This is a genomic window from Streptosporangium minutum (assembly GCF_002149035.1).
GTDB lineage: Bacteria > Actinomycetota > Actinomycetes > Streptosporangiales > Streptosporangiaceae > Streptosporangium > Streptosporangium minutum.
On sequence record NZ_NGFP01000013.1, the window covers coordinates 30601 to 47755 of the forward strand.

Sequence of the window (17155 nt, forward strand, 5' to 3'; positions counted from 1 at the left end):
GGCGTGGTGGCGCTGACCCTGCCCCGGCTGCCCCGGCTGCCCCGGCTGAACGGGCCCGCGCGGGGCGGGCTGGCCGGGCTGGCCGGGGCCGCGACCGCCGCCGCCGCGCAGTTCGCGGTGGTCGTGCTGGTCACCCGGGCGGCCGGCCAGGAAGCCGCAGGCACCTTCTTCGCGGCGACCGCGCTGTGCCTGATGGCCGCCGGCATCCTGCGGATGGACGCCGGCAACGGGCTGATCTACTTCATCGCCCGCTCCCGGCCGTTCGGATACCGCTGCACCTCCGGCTACGTCCGCGCGGCGCTCGTCCCGGTGGTGACGCTCTCGCTGGTCACGGGGGTGACGGTCCTGCTCAGCGCCCCCGACCCCACGGTCCGGGTGCTGGCCGCGGCGCTGCCGGTGGTGGTGTGCGCGGACGTCGTGGTGGCCGCGACCCGCGGGTTCGGCGCGATGCGGCCGACCGTGCTGCTGGACGGCGTGCTCCAGCCGGTGGCCCAGCTCGTGCTGGTCTCGGCCGTGGTGGTGGCGGGGGCGGGGTCGGTGCCGCTGCTCGCGGCGGCCTGGGCCCTGCCGTCCCTGCCGGTCCTGCTGCTGTCGGCGATCTGGCTGCGCCGGCGGCTGCCGTACACGCCCTACCTGCCGGGGACCGCGCACGACCTGTGGCGCTACACCTGGCCCCGGTCGATGGCCGCCGGGATCCAGGCGGTGTTCCAGCGACTCGACATCGTGGTCGTGGCGATGCTCGCCGGGCCGGTCGAGGCCGCGGTCTACACCGCCGCCACCCGATTCAAGATCGTGGGTCAGCTCGCCAACCAGGGGCTGACCCAGGCCGTGCAGCCGAGGCTGGTGCGGGCGCTGGCCGCGGGAGACCTGGCGCGCGCCCGCGAGCTGTACCAGTCGACCACCATGTGGCTGGTCCTGCTGACCTGGCCGATCTGGCTGGGCTATGCCGTGCTCGCGCCGTGGCTGCTCGGCCTGTTCGGCGACGGCTACGCCTCCGGCGTCCCGGTGGCGCTCGTGCTGGCCGCGACGATGATGCTCGCCACCGCCTGCGGCATGGTCGACGTGGTGTTGACCTCCGCCGGACACACCGGCTCCAGCCTGGCCAACCTGGTCGCCGCCATCACGGTGACCGTGGTCCTGGACGCGCTGCTGGTCCCCGCCTGCGGGGCGTCCGGCGCCGCCCTCGGCTGGGCCGGGGGCATGCTGGTCAAGAACCTGCTCCCGCTGTGGCAGATCCATCGCCGGTACGGCCTGCGCCCCTTCGGCGTCCACAGCCTGGCCGCCCTGAAGGCGTGGCGGGCACGATGACGCCCGTGCTGGTGACCGGGCTGCCGAGGAGTGGGACGAGCTGGACGGGCAAGATGCTCGCGGCGGGCGGCGAGCTGGTCTACGTCAACGAGCCGCTGAACCCCCAGCACCCGCCCGGGCAGTGCCCAGGGGTGCTCAACGCCCAGGTCACCCACCGTTTCCAGTACATCTGCCCGGACAACGACGAGACCTGGCTGCCCGCCTTCGCCGACACCGTCGCACTGCGCTACCGGTTCCTGGCCGAGCTGCGCCGCAACCGCTCGCCGTACGACCTGGCGAGGATGGTCCGGTACGGCACTGCGTTCACGCTCGGCCGGCTGACCGGGCGCCGGGCGCTGCTGGACGATCCGTTCGCGCTGTTCTCGGCCGGCTGGTTCGCCGAGCGGCTCGGTTGCCGGGTGGTCATCCTGCTCCGCGACCCCGTGTCGTTCGTCGGGAGCTGGCAGCGGCTGGGCTGGACGATCTACTTCCACGAACTGCTCGAACAGCCGTTGCTGATCCGGGACCACCCGCACCTGGAGGAGCTCCGCCCGCTGGTGGGCTGCCAGGACCGGATCGCCAAGGCCGTCGCCCTGTGGCGGGCGGCCCGGACCGTCGCCGCCGACCTGGCCACGCGGCATCCGGGAATCCTGCTGGCCCGCTACGAGGACCTGGCCGCCGATCCGCAACGGGGCTTCCGCCGCCTGTACGACTGGTCGGGCCTGACCTGGTCCACCCGCGCCGAGGAGCGCGTCTCCCGCGCGTGTACGGCAGCCGCCACCGATGCCGGCGGCTTCGCCTGGAGCGGTCTTTCCCGCACCGCCTACCGGCCGATGGACTCCCGCCGGGCCCTGGCCACGGCGGCCGACCGGCTGACCCCGGAGGAGATCGATCGGGTCAGAGAGCTGGCCTACCGGTAGGCCTCCCCACCCCCTCGTGCCTGACCACTGTGGGAGGGGCCACGTCAGGAGAACAGCCGCCGGAGCAGGCAGGCGGTGAGCAGCCAGAGCGCGAACGGCAGGTCGTGGAGCAGATATCGGCGGGCCAGCCGGCCGGGCTCGTTGAGCAGCCGGAAGAGCCACTCCAGCCCGGCTCGCTGCATCCACTGGGGCGCCCGGCGCACCGCACCGGCGGCGAACGCGATGGCCGAGCCGCATCCGACGAACCAGGTGCCGGGCAGGTCCTTGCGGAGCATCCCGATGAGCCGGTCCTGCTTGGGGAAGCCGAGCCCGACGAAGACCAACCGGGGCCCGGCTGCCACCACCGCGTCCCTGACCTTCGCGTAGCTCTCGGAGTCGGCCTCGAACCCGTACGGCGGGGCGTCGGTCCCGGCGACGAGCAGCCCGGGATGGCGGGCGGTCAGCCGGCCGGCCGCCTGCGTGGCCACCCCCGGCGGCCCGCCCAGCAGGTAGATCGGATAGCGGTAGAAGGCGGCGGCCTCCGCCAGGGACCAGATCAGATCGGCGCCGGCCACCCGGCTGGGGACGGGCGTGCCGAGCAACTTCGCCGCCCACACCAGCGGCATGCCGTCGGCCACCACGAGGTCGGCCTCCTCGATGATCTCGCGCACCTCGGAGTCGCGGGCGGCGGCCCAGCTGATATCCACGTTCGGGGTGACGAGGTGACCGCCCTCACCGCGTTTCAGCGCGTCGACCACGTGGTCGACGACCTCGCTCTCGGTCATCGGATCGATCGCCAGACCGGCTACGTGCACCCTGCGGCGGAGCCGCCTGCGGGTGGCCTTGTCCGGTCGCGTCCGCTGGCGCGGGACGCTCAACGTCTCATGGACGGTCCTGAACGCCATCAGATGCCGTGCCCGCGGTGATGCAGCGTGCTGAGCACGGCCTGGGCCGACACCAGACCCGCCGCCACGGCGAGCGCGAGGGGCGCGCGGGGTTCGCCGTGCCGCGCGGCGAACGCCCGCCAGGCCCAGCGGCCCGCCTCCCGCCGCCGGCCGAGAGCGGCGTGGTGGAAGGCGAGTTGACCGTAGACCCGCGCCGCGCCGCGCGGATCCACGGCCAGATCAGGATGCCGGGCGAGCATCCACTCCAGCCCGGCGATTCGATCGGCCCAGCGGGTCACGTACAGGGAACCGCCCCAGCGGACGTGTACCAGGGGACGGTCGACATGCACGATCGGGTGGCGCGCGGCGGCGCGCAGCGCCAGGTCCCAGTCCTCGTTCTGGCCGTTGGGGGCGCTCTCGTCGACCCAGAGGGTGCCCCTCCGGAACAGGAACGTCGAGGAGTGGACCATCACCATGCGCGAGCGCACCAGATGGGCACGGGTGACCAGGTCGGTCCCGGCGAGACGGGGAACGCGGCGGGAGCCGTACTCGACCTCGATGGCGCAGCTGGAGAACTCCGCAGCCGGCTCCGCCTCCAGGGCGGCGACCTGGGCGCTGAGCTTGCCGGGCAGCCACTGGTCATCGTCGTCGCAGAAGGCCACCAGGTCCGTGCCGAGCGCCGCGATGCCCGTGTTGCGCGCCCCGGGCAGGCCGGGGCTGAGCCGGTTGGCCACCACCCGGACGCCGCGCGCCCCCGCCGTCTGCCTCCGGGCCGCCGGAAGCCGGTCGGCCAGCAGGCCGGCCACCTGGTCGACGACCGAGACCGGGTCGCCGTCGTCCACGACGATGACGACCTCCACGGCACCGGAATGATCCTGACCGAGCGCGGCGCGCGTGGCCGAGCGCAACTGGTCGGGCCGACGCCCTCTTGTGGGGATGACCACACCTACCGATGGACTCATGCGAGCCTCCCGCGATAGCCGTACTTGTGCATGAGCGGCCAGGTCAGTGCGGCGACCAGGCGTTGGTGCCGGCCTGAGGCGGCGGTGCGCCAGCCCTCGTCCGGGGTCAGCCCGATCCGGCCGACCGTGAAGCGCATGGGGTTGCCCGAGGCCGTGTGGGCCATCGAGAGCTCGGCCCCGCCGTCGGCGAGGAAGTCCAGGCGGGGCCGGAGCCCGATCCTGGCGGCCAGGCGCCTGAGCGTGTCGGCGGGGGCTCCGAGGAGGTCCTCGTAGCGGATCCGGGTGACGGAGACGCCCCGGCGTGCCAGGAGCTCCAGGCTGAGGTTCTGGGCCAGCCAGTGCAGTGAGGTCCGGGCCGGTGACCAGCGGGTCATGGGGCGGCCGTCCTCGGGGCGCGCGACCCGCCGGTGCCAGGAGTGCGCGACCGCCCGGGGGTCGCGGACGACGTGCACGACATGCACGTCGACTCCGGCGGCGGCCAGGCAGAAGGCCAGGGAGGCGTGCTTGCTGGAGTCGATCACGATCGGGCACCCCGCGACCTCGCCCGCCGCGTCGTACAGGCGGCGATGGGCGGCGGCGTACTCTCTCAGCTCGGCGATGCCGGAGGACGGCCAGCCGCCGTCGACCGGCCGCTCCTCGGTGAGGAGCTGGGCCAGGAGGGGGATGCGCCGGGTGCGGTCCACCCGGCGCCGGAGTGCCAGCACCCGGTGGGCCAGCCCCTCCGACCAGCCGCCGAACGCGCGCTCGCCGACCTTGCGCCAGAACGGGCACGAGCCGAACGGCTCGCGGCATCCGCACGCCTCGTCCGCCAGCACACCCCGCGCCCAGAGGTGAACGACCTCTCCGAGCGGCACGACGCCGGGCACCTCACCGAGGAGGCGCTCCAGCAGAGTGGTGCCGCTACGGCCGAGGCCGCCCACGAAAACGACCCTGGCGGGGGTGGGACTGTCAGACACAGGCACGAATCCTTACCCGACGGATACGGAACGTACCGACAATAGCGCGGAGAGTAACCAAGGAGTCAGGGAACAGACAAAGGATCTACCTGGGAAGCGTCCGGCCCGGACCGCGCCACCCGGCGACCACCCCGTCCCGGCAGCACGACGGCCCCCTCCCCCGCGCCGTTGTTGTCGGCGGCGTCGGCGGAGAGGGCCGGCGTGGTGTCTGCGGTGACGCCCGGGACGGGCCTACTTCGCCTCGACGATCATCCCGGCGCCGACGGTGTTGCTGGTGGACTCGTCCACGAGGATGAAACCGCCGGTGAGGCGGTTCCTCGCGTAGTCGTCCACGAACAGCGGCTGGGTGATGCGGAGCGAGACACGGCCGATCTCGTTCAGGCCGAGCGACTGGGCCGACTCGTCACGGTGCAGGGTGTTGACGTCCAGCCGGTAGTGCAGGTCGCGGACCAGGGCGCGGGCCGTCCGGGTGGTGTGCTTGATGGTCAGCTTGGTGCGCGGCCCCAGCTTGGTGACGTCGCTCATCCAGCAGATCATCGCCTCCAGCTCCTGGGCCACGTGCGGCTGGTTGTTCGGACGGCAGATCATGTCGCCACGCGAGATGTCGATGTCGTCCTCCAGCCGCAGGGTCACCGACATCGGCGCGAACGCCTCGTCCACCGGCCCGTCGAAGGTGTCGATCGACGCGATCCGCGTGATCAGGCCCGAGGGCAGGTGCATCACCTCGTCACCCGGCTTCAGCACGCCGCCGGCGACCTGGCCCGCGTATCCCCGGTAGTCGTGGAGGGCGGGATCGGTGGCCCGCTGCGGCCGGATGACGTACTGGACGGGGAAACGCACGTCGACCAGGTTCCGGTCGGAGGCGATGTGCACGTGCTCCAGGTGGTGCAGCAGGGAGGAGCCGTTGTACCAGGGCATGCTCTCCGAGCGCGACACCACGTTGTCGCCGTGCAGCGCCGAGATCGGGATGAACGTCAGGTCGGGCGCGTTCAGCTTGGCGGCGAAGGAGGTGAACTCCTCACGGATCTCCTCGAACCGCTCCTGTGAGTAGTCGACCAGGTCCATCTTGTTCACGGCCAGCACCAGGTGCGGGACACGCAGCAGCGTGGTCAGGAACGCGTGCCGCCGCGACTGCTCCAGCACGCCCTTGCGCGCGTCGATCAGGACGATCGCCAGGTCGGCCGTGGACGCGCCGGTGACCATGTTCCGGGTGTACTGGATGTGCCCGGGGGTGTCGGCGATGATGAACTTGCGCTTGGGCGTGGCGAAGTAGCGGTAGGCCACGTCGATCGTGATGCCCTGCTCCCGCTCGGCCCGCAGGCCGTCGGTGAGCAGCGACAGGTCGGTGTATTCGGTGCCGCGGTCGCGGGAGGTGCGCTCGACCGCCTCAAGCTGGTCTTCGAAGATCGCCTTGGAGTCGAAGAGCAGCCGCCCGATGAGGGTCGACTTTCCGTCGTCGACGCTTCCCGCCGTGGCAAAGCGAAGGATGTCCATCAGAACTGCTCTCCAGAGGTCGTACGGCTTTCGCGGGAAGACTGCGTCGGAAGTGGCCCTCGGCTCTCGCCCGGCCGGCCCTCCACGAGGACCGATCGGCGCGACAGAAGATCACGCACTAGAAGTAGCCCTCCTTCTTGCGGTCTTCCATGGAGGCCTCGGAGGCCCGGTCGTCGGCGCGGGTGGCACCGCGCTCGGTGATCCGGGTGGCGGCGATCTCGCTGATGATCTCCTCGACCGTCGCGGCGGTCGACTGGACGGCCCCGGTGCAGGTCACGTCGCCGACGGTGCGGTAGCGGACGACGCTCTCGAAGAGCTGCTCGTCCTCGTCGCGGGTGATGAACTCGCTGTCGGCCAGCAGCATGCCGTCACGCTCGAACACCTTGCGCGTGTGCGCGTAGTAGATCGACGGGATCTCGATGCCCTCACGCCGGATGTAGTCCCAGATGTCGAGCTCGGTCCAGTTGGACAGCGGGAACACCCGGATGTGCTCACCCTTGCGGATCTTGGAGTTGTAGAGGTTCCACAGCTCCGGCCGCTGGCTCTTCGGGTCCCACTGGCCGAACTCGTCGCGGAAGGAGAACACCCGCTCCTTGGCGCGGGCCTTCTCCTCGTCGCGGCGGGCGCCGCCGAACACCGCGTCGTACTCGTTGTCCTCGATCGCGTCCAGCAGCGTGGTGGTCTGCAGCCGGTTGCGGGAGGCCCGGCGGCCGGTCTCCTCGGCCACCCGGCCGGCGTCGATGGAGTCCTGGACGCTGGCCACGACCAGCCGTGCGCCCAGCTCCTCGGCCCGGCGGTCGCGGAACTCGATGACCTCGGGGAAGTTGTGCCCGGTGTCCACGTGCATCAGCGGGAAGGGGATCGGCGCCGGCCAGAACGCCTTCTCTGCGATGCGCAGCATGACGATGGAATCTTTACCACCGGAGAAGAGCAGACACGGACGCTCGAACTCGGCCGCCACTTCACGCATGATGTGAATGGCCTCTGCCTCGAGGACATCGAGCTGCGACGTGGTGTAGTCGCACTGGAGCATCAGACTCTCCTAGCGGGAATTTATCGGTGCAGATCCCGGATTCCAGCGAGCAACGTTGGCGCTAGTCCCGGTAGGGAAACAAGGATATCCGGCAATGAGGGGTCGCCCTGGTTATACGTCAGGGGCGAGCCGTCAATGCGGCTGGCGTGGGCTCCTGCGGCGAGGGCCACGGCGACCGGCGCGGCGGAGTCCCATTCGTACTGGCCGCCGGCGTGCACGTAGGCCTCGACCTCTCCGGTGAGCACCGCGGAGATCTTGGCGCCGGCCGATCCGATCGGGACCAGGTCGGCGCCGGTGAGGCGGGCCAGGTTCTGGACGAACTCCGGCGGCCGGGTCCGGCTGACCGCGATCCGCGGCCCGGCCTCCGGCCGGACGGCGGGCAGCACGGGGGGTTCGAGGGTCGACAGGGTCCGGCCCTGGGCGGGCAGCGCCACCGCCCCGGCGCTCAGCCTGCCGTTCTCCCAGAGCGCCACGTGGACCGCCCAGTCGCCGCGCCCCTCCTCGGCGAACTCCCGGGTGCCGTCCAGGGGGTCGACGATCCAGACCCGCTCGGCCTTGAGGCGCCGGGGGTCGAGACGCTCTTCCCGGGTCGCCTCCTCGGACAGCACACTGTCACCCGGACGCAACCGTGCCAGGGCGTCCATCAGGAACACGTGCGCGGAGGCGTCGCCCTCCTTGCGGAGCGTGGAGGGGTCGGCGAACCCTTCCTTCTCCCGCAGGGCGAGCAGCCTCTCACCGGCCTCCGTCGCCAGGTCCGTGGCGAGAACGTGATCGTCGCGAATCGTCATCAGTATGCTCCAGCCCCTCGCGCGACAGCCGACCAAGTCTTCCACAGGATCTGCAGGTCCAGCGTGAGGGACCAATTCTCCACATAACGCAGATCTAGCCGCACCGATTCCTCCCAAGATAGGTCAGACCGCCCACTTACCTGCCAGAGGCCGGTCATCCCCGGCTTGACCAGCAGCCTGCGCCGGACGTCGTCGCCGTAGCGGGCGACCTCGTCGGGCAGCGGAGGCCGGGGGCCGACCAGCGACATGTGACCGAGCACCACATTGATCAACTGGGGCAGCTCGTCGAGGGAGTGACGGCGCAGCCGGGCGCCCAGCGGGGTCACCCGAGGATCTTTGCGGATCTTGAACAGCACGCCCTGCCCGTCTCCGGCGAGGTCGATCCGCTGCTGCTCGGCGTCGGCGCCCATCGTCCGGAACTTGTAGATCGTGAACTCGGTGCCGCCCCGGCCCACCCTGGTCTGCCGGAAGAACGCGGGCCCGGGACTCGACATCCGCACGGCCGCCACCAGGCCGACGAGGAGCGGCAGCAGCGCCACCAGCAGCAGCCCCGCCCCGACCCGGTCGAAGAGGTTCTTGACCACCTGGCGCAGGCCCGCGATCTCGGGGTGGTCCACGTGCAGCAGCGGCAGCCCGGCCGCCGGGCGGATCGTGATCCGCGGCCCGGCCACCTCCATCAGCGCCGGGGCGACGACCAGGTCGGTGTCGGTCTTCTCCAGCCGCCAGGCCAGCCGCCGCAGCGCCAGGCCGTCCATCTCCGGGCAGGCCAGCACGGCCACGGTGTCGGCCGCGATCTGCCCGACCACGAGCGGGACGTCGGAGAGGTCACCCAGGACCGGGACCCCCTCCACGTCGCCCATGCCGTCACGCGGCATGCAGACCCCCACGACCTCCATGCCGTGGTAGCGCTCCCGGCGGAACCGGCGGATCAGCTCGGCGGTCGCGGCCCGGTGGCCGACCGTCACGACCCGCCGCATGCAGCGCCCGCGCGCCCGCCTCCGGTGCAGGGAGCGGCGCAGGCCGTAGCGCGCGAGGAGGGTGAGCAGCGTCGTCAGCGGCAGCGCCAGCACCACGTAGCCGCGGGCCACATCGGTCTTGGTCAGGTAGGCGCCGATGGCGAGGGCGGCGGTGAGCATGAAACCGCACTGGAAGACCCGCTGGAACTCCTCCGGGCCCAGGCCGAACAGGCGGGGCTCGTAGGCGCGGTTCAGCGCGACCGCGCAGATCCAGACGGCGGGGAGTGCGGCGCTCAACATCACATAGGGGGTGACGTAGGGAGTAACCTCGCCGAAGCGGACGAACAGCGCCAGGAAGCCCGCGAGGGAGGCGGAGCCCATGTCGGCGGCGACGGCTCGCGCCCGGTATCCGCGCACCCAGCCCGGCATACGCGGACGGGTCGCCGGCACCGGTCTCGGCGCCGCCTGGACGACGGTAACGTCGCGCACGCGCTCCCCCTGCGTAGCCATTCGTGGACGGACAGTCACTGGATGTTAGCGGGCAGAAGAAAGGCCGGAGGGTTGAAGACCGAAACGTATATCTCTGTGGATATTGAAGCGGATGGCCCGATTCCTGGGCCGTATTCGATGGTCAGCTTCGGCATGGCCGTGGCCGGGCGGATGACCGGGAAGGCCTTCGAACCCGTCGATCCGCAGATCCACACCTTCTACGCCGAGCTGAAGCCGATCAGCGGGGACCACGTGCCCGAGGCGCTGGCCGTCAGCGGGCTCGACCGGGAGACGCTGATCCGCGAGGGCGCGGAGCCCTCTGCGGCGATGAAGGACGCCGCCGTGTGGATCCGTGAGGTGTGCGGCAACAGCACTCCGGTGCTGGCGGCCTACCCGCTCGCCTACGACTGGATGTGGATGTACTGGTACTTCATGCGCTTCGACGGTGCCTCGCCGTTCGGGCACTCGCGTTGCCTGGACATCAAGACGCTCTACGCCGCCAAGGCGGGGGTGCCCATCGGCTGGGCCACCAAGCGGCAGATGCCCAGGCATCTGCTCTCCTCGCGGCCGCACACCCACAACGCGCTCGACGACGCGATCGAGCAGGCGGAGCTGCTGCAGAACCTGATGGCCCTCACCTGAGCGCGCCGCCGTACAGCACGGCGGCGCCGCCGTGCGGCACGGCCGGGAAGCACCGGCGTGGCCCGATCGGCCGTACGGCGCGCCGGAACCCGCCGGCCGCACGCCTCTCCCGCCTGGGCGCGTCTCCGGCTACCTGGGGGGTCCGGAGACGTTCAGGTCGCCCGCGTGGAAGGTGTTCTGGGTCGGCTCAAGGCCCGAGGTGATCAGCGACTCGACCATGTCGGCCGCCCGGTCGACCAGGAACGGCAGGTCCTTGCGCTCGGCGGTGGCGAAGTCCCGCAGGACGTAGGCTGCGGCGTCCATCCGGCCGGGCGGGCGGCCGATGCCGAACCGCACCCGCAGGTAGTCCTTGGTGGCCAGGGACTTGGTGATCGACTTCAGCCCGTTGTGACCGTTGTCCCCGCCGCCCAGCTTGGCCCGGAGCGCGCCGTAGGGGATGTCCAGCTCGTCGTGGACCGCGATCACGCGCGCCGGATCCACCTTGTAGAAGTCGGCCAGGGCCTTGACCGGCCCGCCCGAGAGGTTCATGAAGGACAGGGGCTTGGCCAGCACCGCCGGAGCGCCCGCCAGGCGGCCCTCCAGCACCTCGGCCCGCGATCTGTGGACCTTGAAGCGCCCGCCGGCCCGCGCGGCGAGCTCGTCGAGCACCATGAAACCCGCGTTGTGCCGGTTCCCGGCATACTCCGGCCCGGGATTCCCCAGGCCAACGACCAACCAGCGGTCCACGGTCGGCATCCCTTCATATGCGCGTCAGGGCAGCCCGGTGCCGGACTGCCCTGACAGGTGTAGCAGAGAAAACTACTCGGCGGCCTCGGCGGACTCGCCCTCGGCGGCCTCAGCGGCCTCGGCGGGCGCACCCTCGGCGGCCTCGGCCTCCGGCTCGGCGGTCGGCGCCGCGGTGACGTGCAGGACCAGCGTCTCCGGGTCGGCGATCAGGGTGGTGCCCTCGGGCAGCTTCAGGTCGCCGGCCGTGAACTGGGTGCCGATCTCCATGCCCTCGACGTCGACCTCGACGCCCGTCGGGATGTGGGTGGCCTCGGACTCGACCGAGACGGAGACGAGCTGCTGGTCGAGGATGCCGTCGGCCACCTCGCCCACCACGGTGACGGGGATGTCGATGGTGACCTTCTCGCCGCGCTTGACGAGCAGGAGGTCGACGTGCTCAAGGAAGCCCTTGATCGGGTCGCGCTGGACGCCCTTGGGCAGGGCCAGCTCGGTGGCCGCGCCCTCAAGGCGGATCAGCACGTTCGGCGTGCGCAGGGCGAGCAGGAGCTCGTGACCCGGGAGGGCCAGGTGCTGCGGGTCCGTGCCGTGCCCGTAGAGGACGACGGGCACCTTGTTCTCGCGACGGATCTTGCGAGCGGCGCCCTTGCCGAACTCGTTGCGCGACTCGGCCTGGATGACTACTTCGGACACGACGGATCTCCTAGGGATCTTCGACGGTTGGAAAGGTGCGTTCCCCCTCACCCGCCCTAGCGGAAGGCGTTACGAACGCACGCAATCTGCATAGCCTACCGGTGTATTACCGGGCTCCGCCCCGCGACGCGGGATCACGGCGCCCGGCGCCCCGCTCGCGGGTCAGCTGTCACCCTCGAACAGACTCGTCACCGAGCCGTCGCTGAAGACCTCGGTGATCGCGCGGGCGATCAGCGGGGCGATCGACAGCACGGTGAGCTTGTCGAACCTCTTCTCCTCGGCGAGCGGCAGCGTGTTGGTGACGATCACTTCGGAGATCTTGGAGTTCTTCAGCCGGTCCACCGCCGGGTCGGAGAACACCGCGTGGGTGGCTGCCACGAGCACGTTGGTGGCGCCCTGCTCGTACAGCGCGTCGGCCGCCTTGCAGATCGTGCCCGCGGTGTCGATCATGTCGTCGATCAGCACGCAGGTACGGCCGCGCACCTTGCCGACGACCTCGCTCACCTTCACCTGGTTGGCGACGTCGAGATCACGGCGCTTGTGGATGAAGGCCAGCGGGGTGCCCAGCGTGTCGGCCCAGCGCTCCGACAGCCGCACCCGGCCGGTGTCGGGCGAGACGATCGTGGTCGTCTCCAGGTCGAGCTTGTCCTTGAGGTAGTTGAACAGCACCGGCATGGCGAACAGGTGGTCCACCGGGCCGTCGAAGAAGCCCTGGATCTGGGAGGTGTGCAGGTCGATCGACATCAGCCGGTCGGCGCCCGCGGTCTTGAACATGTCGGCCATCAGGCGGGCGGTGATCGGCTCGCGGCCCCGGCCCTTCTTGTCCTGGCGGGCGTAGCCGAAGAACGGCATGATCACGGTGATCCGCTTGGCGGAGGCGCGCTTGAGCGCGTCCACCATGATCAGCTGTTCCATGATCCATTTGTTGATGGGCCCGGTGTGGCTCTGGATGACGAACGCGTCACATCCCCGGACCGACTCCAGGTAGCGGGCATAGATCTCGCCGTTGGCGAAGTCACGCAGCGTGGTGGGGGTCATCTCCACCCCGAGATGGCTGGCCACCTCCTCCGCGAGATCCGGATGCGCGCGCCCGGAGAAGAACATCAGGTTCTTCTCGCCGGTCTGCTTGATGCCACTCACGACTTGCTCCCCTGCTGGTTCCCGGTCTCGGCGGCCCGCAGCGCCGCCTCGGCCGATTTGGTGCCCGCGCGCCTGCGCGCGACCCACCCTTCAATGTTGCGCTGCTGTCCTCGGGCCACCGCCATCGCCCCGGGCGGGACGTCGTTGATGAGCACCGAACCCGCCGCGGTGTAGGCGCCGTCCCCGACGGTGATCGGCGCGACGAGCATGTTGTCGCTGCCGATCCGGACGTGTTCGCCCACCGTCGTGTGGTGTTTCTCGACTCCGTCGTAGTTGACGAAGACGCAGGCGGCCCCGATGTTGGAGCCCGCCCCGATCGTGGCGTCGCCGACATAACTCAGGTGGGGAACCTTCGCACCCTCGCCCACCTGCGCGTTCTTCATCTCGACGTAGGTCCCGGCCTTGGCCTTGCGGGCCAGCACGGTGCCCGGCCGCAGGTAGGCGTAGGGCCCCACCAGAGCCTCGGGGCCGATCTCGGCCTCGACGCAGACGGCGTTGCGGACCACCGCGCCCGCACCGACGACCGTGTCGGTCAGCGTCGTGGCCGGGCCGATCTCGGCGCCCTCGGCGACGGCCGTACGGCCGTGCAGCTGGGTGCCGGGATGGATCACCACGTCCTGTTCCAGGGTCACGTCCACGTCCACCCACGTGGTGGCCGGGTCGACCACCGTGACCCCCGCGCGCATGTGGGTCTCCAGCAGCCGGGAGTTGAGCACCTTGCGGGCGAAGGCGAGCTGCACGCGGTCGTTGACGCCCTCCACCTCGACGTAGTCGGCCGCGATGTGCGCGCCGACGCGGTGGCCGTCCTCCCTCAGGATGGACAGGACGTCGGTGAGGTACTCCTCGCCCTGGACGTTGGAGGTGGACACCCGCTTGACGGCGTCCGCCAGCAGGGCCCCGTCGAAGGCGTAGACCCCGGAGTTCATCTCCCGGACCGCCCGCTGCTCGGGGCTGGCGTCCTTCTCCTCGACGATCTCCAGGACCGCACCCGTGGTGTCGCGGATGATCCGGCCGTAGCCGTACGGGTTGGGGACCTCGGCGGTGAGGACGGTGACGGCGTTGCCGTCCCGCCCGTGCCGCTCCAGGAGCGTGGCGAGGGTCTCGGCGCGCAGCAACGGCGTGTCCCCGTAGGTCACCAGGACGGTGCCGTCGATGCCTCCGACCGTTTCCAGCACGATCCTGACGGCGTGGCCGGTCCCCCTCTGCTCGGCCTGTACGACGGCCTGTGCGTCGGGGCTGGTCCGCGTCAGGTGCGCCTGGACCCGCTCTCGTTCGTGACCTATGACAACAATGAGCCGCTCGGGTTCGAGACCTCGAGCGGCGGTGAGCATGTGGTCGACCAGGGTACGGCCGCACAGCTCGTGCAGGATCTTGGGCGTTTTCGACTTCATCCGGGTGCCCTCGCCTGCGGCGAGGACGATGACGGCGGCCGGGCGCGGCACACTCACGGACGAGGCTCCCTCGGCGTCGCGGCTGAGACATGACAAAGCGGGATGCCAGATGGCTACCACGAGGGCATCGCCTGGTCACCCACTCGACAACGTGAGGATACCTTCCCCGCCGAGAACCCACCCAGCCGACCAGCCCGATCAATAAACCGGACACAAGGGATGGCTCCGGCACCAGGACTCGAACCTGGACAACAAGGACCAAAACCTTGCGGGCTGCCAATTACCCAATGCCGGATCAACCTGGCGGATCGAACGGGGTCCGAACGCCCGGCCCCCCTACGATACCGAGCCCTTGATATCAAACGCGCCTCGTTTTGGGTCTCCATCGACCATAGAGGCGATCAAGTGGGGGAACGATCGCTCGCAGACGGCGGCGGACACACCGTTTAGCAGGTCAAGCTGGTGGTAGACAAGACATGAAACCGCTACGGGATCCACCGGTGAGAGTCAGCTTCCCTCCATTAGTTACTTAGGGATTCCTAACTTACGATGGCGTAGGTTACGGTGGCGTAGCCAGTCGAAGCCCACCATTTTTCACCGAGCCTCCGCGAGGTAGCGCATGACCGTCACGGCAGAACGCCCTGCTCCGGGCCCCAAACCAGACGCCGATCCCGAGCCGAAGACCAAACCCGAGATCATCGTCTTCATGGTGATCGTGGCCGCGCCGCTGATCGCCCTGATCGCCGCCGTACCCTTCGCCTGGGGATGGGGGCTGGGCTGGAGCGACATCGTGATCGCCGGTGTCTTCTACGTCATCACCGGCCTGGGCGTGACCGTCGGCCTGCACCGCCACTTCACCCACGGCTCCTTCAAGGCCAAGCGCCCGCTGAAGATCGCGCTGGGCATCGCCGGCAGCCTCTCCCTGGAGATGTCGGTGCTGGACTGGGTGGCCACCCACCGCAAGCACCACAAGTTCTCCGACAAGGAGGGGGACCCGCACTCGCCGTGGCGGTTCGGGACCGGCTTCCGGGCCGTGACCAAGGGGCTCCTCTGGGCGCACATGGGCTGGCTGTTCGAGACCGACCGGGCCAACCGTGAGAAGTACGCCCCGGACCTGGTCAAGGACCCGGACATCGTCAAGCTCCACAAATACTTCCCGGTGCTGGCGATCACCTCGCTGGTGCTCCCCGGGCTGCTGGGCGGCCTGCTGACCATGTCGTGGTGGGGCATGGCGACCGGCTTCTTCTGGGGCACGCTGGTCCGGATCGGGCTGCTGCACCACGTGACCTGGTCGATCAACTCCATCTGCCACGTCTTCGGCGAGGAGGTCTTCGAGTCGCGCGACAAGTCGCGCAACGTCTGGTGGCTGGCCGTCCCCTCGTTCGGTGAGTCCTGGCACAACCTGCACCACTCCGACCCCACCTGCGCCCGGCACGGCGCGCTCAAGGGCCAGATCGACCTCAGCGCGGGCGTGATCCGCGGGTTCGAGAAGGCCGGCTGGGCCTACGACGTCCGCTGGCCGACTCCCGAGCGGCTGGCGGCGAAGCGCATTGCCGCCTGACGGCTCTACGGGGGCCGCCCTGGCGGCCCGCGTACCGACCACCCCATCCGACAACCCCGCGGAGACCACCTCGCCGGCCCGCGCCATTCCGGCGCCGCCCAGGGGCACCGCGGTGACCGCTCCGGCAGCACGCGCCGCGCCGCCACCGCCCGGCGGTGGCGCGGAGGCCGCCCCGGCGGCCCAGGCCGTGGTTCCCGCCTCACAACCGGGGAGCGCCATTATTAGAACCGTGAGCGAACCCCGACGACGCATGTCAGGCAAGGAACGCCGGGAGCAGCTGATCCAGATCAGCAGGACTCTGTTCGCGGAGAAGGGTTTCGACGGCACATCGGTCGAGGAGATCGCGGCCACCGCGAATGTCTCCAAGCCGGTGGTCTACGAACATTTCGGCGGTAAGGAGGGCGTCTACGCGGTCGTCGTCGACCGGGAGATGCAGAAGCTGCTGGCCATGGTGACGGAGGCGCTCTCCGCCTCGCACTCGCTGATCAAGCTGGAGCGGGCCGCGCTGGCGCTGCTGGCCTACGTGGAGGAGAACAGCGAGGGCTTCCGCATCCTGGTCCGCGACTCGCACGCGGCCTCGGGGACGGGCACGTTCGCCAGCCTGATCAACGACATCGCCAGCCAGGTCGAAGACGTGATGGTCGACGAGTTCGTGGGGCGGGGCTACGACCCGAAACTGGCGCCGATGTACGCCCAGATGCTGGTCGGCATGGTGGCGCTGACCGGGCAGTGGTGGCTGGACGTGCGCAGACCCCCTCGTGAGGAGGTGGCCGCGCACCTGGTCAACCTGGCATGGAACGGCCTCGTCGGACTGGACCCGCGGCCCCGGCTGACCGCCTCCTCCCGCGGCATGGAACAGCGGCGCGCGCCGCTGCCGCCGCGCCCGACCGACAAGGAACTGCGGGAGATGGGCAAGGCCCGCGAACGCGAGGCCAAGGAGCAGGAGAAGGTCCGCGAGCGCGAGGCCAAGGAGCAGGAGAAGCTGGCCCGGGACCAGGAGAAGGCGCGGCTCCGGGAGCAGCGCGACCTGGAGAAGGCCCGCGAACGGGAGATCCGCGAGCAGGCGCGGCTCCTCAAGGAGCAGGAGAGGATCCGCGAGCGCGAGCTCAAGGAGCAGGAGAAGATCCGGGTGCGGGAGGCCAAGGCCGCCGAGCGGGAGGCCGCCCGGCAGACCGGGGACACCGACCGTCCCGGCGAGGGACGGGAGAAAATCGAATCAAGCGAGTAAGCAACAGCGGCAGTTGAGCCTGAATTAAC

Annotated in this window: 16 protein-coding genes, 1 tRNA gene and 1 pseudogene; 5 read left to right on the plus strand and 13 right to left on the minus strand. The window is 70.3% G+C overall.

Annotation, left to right across the window (positions count from 1 at the left end):
* Positions 1-3 precede the first annotated feature (3 nt).
* Positions 4-1308, plus strand: coding sequence for a lipopolysaccharide biosynthesis protein (locus CA984_RS04915; RefSeq protein WP_086568620.1), 1305 nt, complete (start codon positions 4-6; stop codon positions 1306-1308).
* The gene (locus tag CA984_RS04920) at positions 1305-2207 is read left to right on the plus strand and encodes a sulfotransferase (RefSeq protein ID WP_086568676.1); all 903 of its coding nucleotides are present in this window, start codon (positions 1305-1307) and stop codon (positions 2205-2207) included. Before CA984_RS04915 ends, CA984_RS04920 begins: the two co-directional genes overlap by 4 nt.
* Positions 2208-2251: 44 nt before the next feature.
* Here the strand turns inward: CA984_RS04920 and CA984_RS04925 are convergent, their stop codons facing one another.
* From CA984_RS04925 to CA984_RS04955, 7 genes are all read right to left on the minus strand, one after another.
* On the minus strand, positions 2252-3064 hold the full coding sequence (locus tag CA984_RS04925; RefSeq protein WP_242675736.1) for a WecB/TagA/CpsF family glycosyltransferase: 813 nt from the start codon (positions 3062-3064) through the stop codon (positions 2252-2254).
* A gap of 26 nt (positions 3065-3090) precedes the next feature.
* Positions 3091-4032: a glycosyltransferase family 2 protein gene (locus CA984_RS04930; RefSeq protein ID WP_086568625.1), complete on the minus strand. Its 942-nt coding sequence runs from the start codon at positions 4030-4032 to the stop codon at positions 3091-3093.
* Positions 4029-4988, minus strand: coding sequence for a sulfotransferase (locus tag CA984_RS04935; RefSeq protein ID WP_086568627.1), 960 nt, complete (start codon positions 4986-4988; stop codon positions 4029-4031). The genes CA984_RS04930 and CA984_RS04935 overlap by 4 nt, the downstream gene beginning before the upstream one ends.
* Before the next feature lie 231 nt (positions 4989-5219).
* A complete protein-coding gene (gene cysN, locus CA984_RS04940) occupies positions 5220-6482 on the minus strand; it encodes a sulfate adenylyltransferase subunit CysN (RefSeq protein ID WP_086568629.1) in 1263 nt (420 codons plus the stop codon).
* A gap of 118 nt (positions 6483-6600) precedes the next feature.
* The gene (gene cysD, locus CA984_RS04945) at positions 6601-7515 is read right to left on the minus strand and encodes a sulfate adenylyltransferase subunit CysD (RefSeq protein WP_086568632.1); all 915 of its coding nucleotides are present in this window, start codon (positions 7513-7515) and stop codon (positions 6601-6603) included.
* Between the two features lie 20 nt (positions 7516-7535).
* The gene (locus tag CA984_RS04950; protein ID WP_086568634.1) at positions 7536-8303 is read right to left on the minus strand and encodes a 3'(2'),5'-bisphosphate nucleotidase CysQ; all 768 of its coding nucleotides are present in this window, start codon (positions 8301-8303) and stop codon (positions 7536-7538) included.
* On the minus strand, positions 8303-9769 hold the full coding sequence (locus CA984_RS04955) for a sugar transferase (RefSeq protein ID WP_086568636.1): 1467 nt from the start codon (positions 9767-9769) through the stop codon (positions 8303-8305). Before CA984_RS04955 ends, CA984_RS04950 begins: the two co-directional genes overlap by 1 nt.
* A gap of 117 nt (positions 9770-9886) precedes the next feature.
* On the opposite strand from CA984_RS04955, the gene CA984_RS04960 reads away from it, so the two are divergent.
* Positions 9887-10390 carry a 3'-5' exonuclease family protein gene (locus CA984_RS04960; RefSeq protein WP_086568638.1) on the plus strand — a complete coding sequence of 168 codons (504 nt, stop codon included), beginning with the start codon at positions 9887-9889 and terminating at the stop codon, positions 10388-10390.
* 129 nt (positions 10391-10519) lie between these two features.
* Here CA984_RS04960 and pth read toward each other — a convergent pair whose 3' ends face one another.
* The 6 genes and pseudogenes from pth to CA984_RS04990 all read right to left on the minus strand — a co-directional run bounded on the left by pth (position 10520) and on the right by CA984_RS04990 (position 14632).
* On the minus strand, positions 10520-11125 hold the full coding sequence (pth, locus tag CA984_RS04965) for an aminoacyl-tRNA hydrolase (RefSeq protein WP_012894976.1): 606 nt from the start codon (positions 11123-11125) through the stop codon (positions 10520-10522).
* A gap of 63 nt (positions 11126-11188) precedes the next feature.
* Positions 11189-11806 (minus strand): 50S ribosomal protein L25/general stress protein Ctc, encoded by a 618-nt coding sequence (locus CA984_RS04970; RefSeq protein ID WP_086568641.1) that lies wholly within the window; start codon positions 11804-11806, stop codon positions 11189-11191.
* A gap of 162 nt (positions 11807-11968) precedes the next feature.
* Entirely contained in the window at positions 11969-12946 is a 978-nt protein-coding gene (locus CA984_RS04975; protein ID WP_086568644.1) for a ribose-phosphate diphosphokinase, read from the minus strand.
* Positions 12943-14394: a bifunctional UDP-N-acetylglucosamine diphosphorylase/glucosamine-1-phosphate N-acetyltransferase GlmU gene (glmU, locus tag CA984_RS04980; RefSeq protein ID WP_086568645.1), complete on the minus strand. Its 1452-nt coding sequence runs from the start codon at positions 14392-14394 to the stop codon at positions 12943-12945. The genes CA984_RS04975 and glmU overlap by 4 nt, the downstream gene beginning before the upstream one ends.
* Positions 14395-14503: 109 nt before the next feature.
* Positions 14504-14569 (minus strand): annotated as a pseudogene (locus CA984_RS49180) (PEP-CTERM sorting domain-containing protein); the annotation flags it as partial.
* A tRNA-Gln gene (locus CA984_RS04990) sits at positions 14558-14632 on the minus strand. The gene CA984_RS04990 and the pseudogene CA984_RS49180, both read right to left, overlap by 12 nt.
* A 324-nt stretch (positions 14633-14956) precedes the next feature.
* On the opposite strand from CA984_RS04990, the gene CA984_RS04995 reads away from it, so the two are divergent.
* Positions 14957-15898, plus strand: coding sequence for an acyl-CoA desaturase (locus CA984_RS04995; RefSeq protein WP_086568648.1), 942 nt, complete (start codon positions 14957-14959; stop codon positions 15896-15898).
* Positions 15899-16127: 229 nt separating this feature from the next.
* Positions 16128-17126: a TetR family transcriptional regulator gene (locus CA984_RS48565; RefSeq protein ID WP_278248982.1), complete on the plus strand. Its 999-nt coding sequence runs from the start codon at positions 16128-16130 to the stop codon at positions 17124-17126.
* The last annotated feature ends 29 nt before the right edge of the window (positions 17127-17155 follow it).